Below are 1,129 nucleotides of genomic sequence, written 5' to 3' on the forward strand. Positions count from 1 at the left end.
CTGTACTGACCCGGAACGTTAGGTACAGAGTTCGGCGAGTCGACGTGACATAGGGAAGACCTCCGAGTGAGGTGTGGAGCTGTCTAAGAACCGCTCCTCAACCCGGAGGTCTTCATGTCCCACCGTAATTCACCGCTGTCCCCGACTGGCCGGTTGCGTCTGGCTCGGTGTGTTGTGGACGACCGGTGGCCACTGCGCCGCGCAGCTGACCGGTTCAACGTGTCAGTCACCACGGCCAAGCGATGGGCGGATCGCTACCGCGACCACGGGCCGGCCGGAATGGGTGATCGGTCCAGCCGGCCCCGATCGTGTCCGCATCGCACCAGCCGGCGCCGGGAACGCCGGGTCGTCGGGTTACGCGTCTCCCGCCGCTGGGGGCCAGCCCGGATCGGATACCACCTGGGGTTGAACGTCTCCACGGTGCACCGCATCCTCACCCGCTACGGCTGCCTACGACTGTCGTGGATCGACCCGGCAACCGGGGCGCCGGTACGTGCCCGCAGACGCGAGATTCGCCGGTACGAACACCAAGCGCCCGGAGACTTGATCCACGTCGACATCAAAAAGCTCGGCAGAATCCCCGACGGCGGTGGACATCGCGTACACGGCCGCGCCCAGGGCACCCGCAACTCCAGTGCCCACCGCGAGCCTGGACGAACCCGCAAAGTTGCTGGCCGCCCCAACCTGGGGTACGCGTATCTGCATCACGCCGTCGACGACCACTCCCGCTACGCCTACTCCGAGATCCTCGCTGATGAGAAGAAGGAAACCGCGACCGCGTTCATGACTCGGGCGTTGGCGCACTTCGCCTCGATCGGTGTCACCACCGCGCGAGTGATGACCGACAACGGGTCGTGTTACCGGTCCCGCATATTTCGGGACTTGTTGCACGACAACAAGATCAAGCACAAGTGGACCAGACCGTACCGGCCGCAAACCAACGGCAAGGTCGAACGATTCAACCGGACCCTGCAGGAGGAATGGGCCTACGCCCGTCCCTACCTCAGTGAAACCGAACGCGTCGCGGCCTTCCCCGAGTTCCTTCGCATCTACAATCACGAACGCGGCCACACCGCACTCCGAGGCAACTCACCCGCCGACCGCGTACCCAACCTGTCGGGTCAGTACA

Annotated in this window: 1 protein-coding gene; it reads left to right on the forward strand. The window is 64.6% G+C overall.

Annotation, left to right across the window (positions count from 1 at the left end):
* Nucleotides 1–114 precede the first annotated feature (114 nt).
* Nucleotides 115–1,129, forward strand: a 1,015-nt coding sequence (locus tag ABW18_RS00020) for an IS481 family transposase (protein ID WP_045541060.1), incomplete at its 3' end; no start/stop codon positions are given.

This window comes from Gordonia jacobaea (assembly GCF_001186365.1).
GTDB classification, from domain to species: Bacteria; Actinomycetota; Actinomycetes; order Mycobacteriales; family Mycobacteriaceae; genus Gordonia; species Gordonia jacobaea.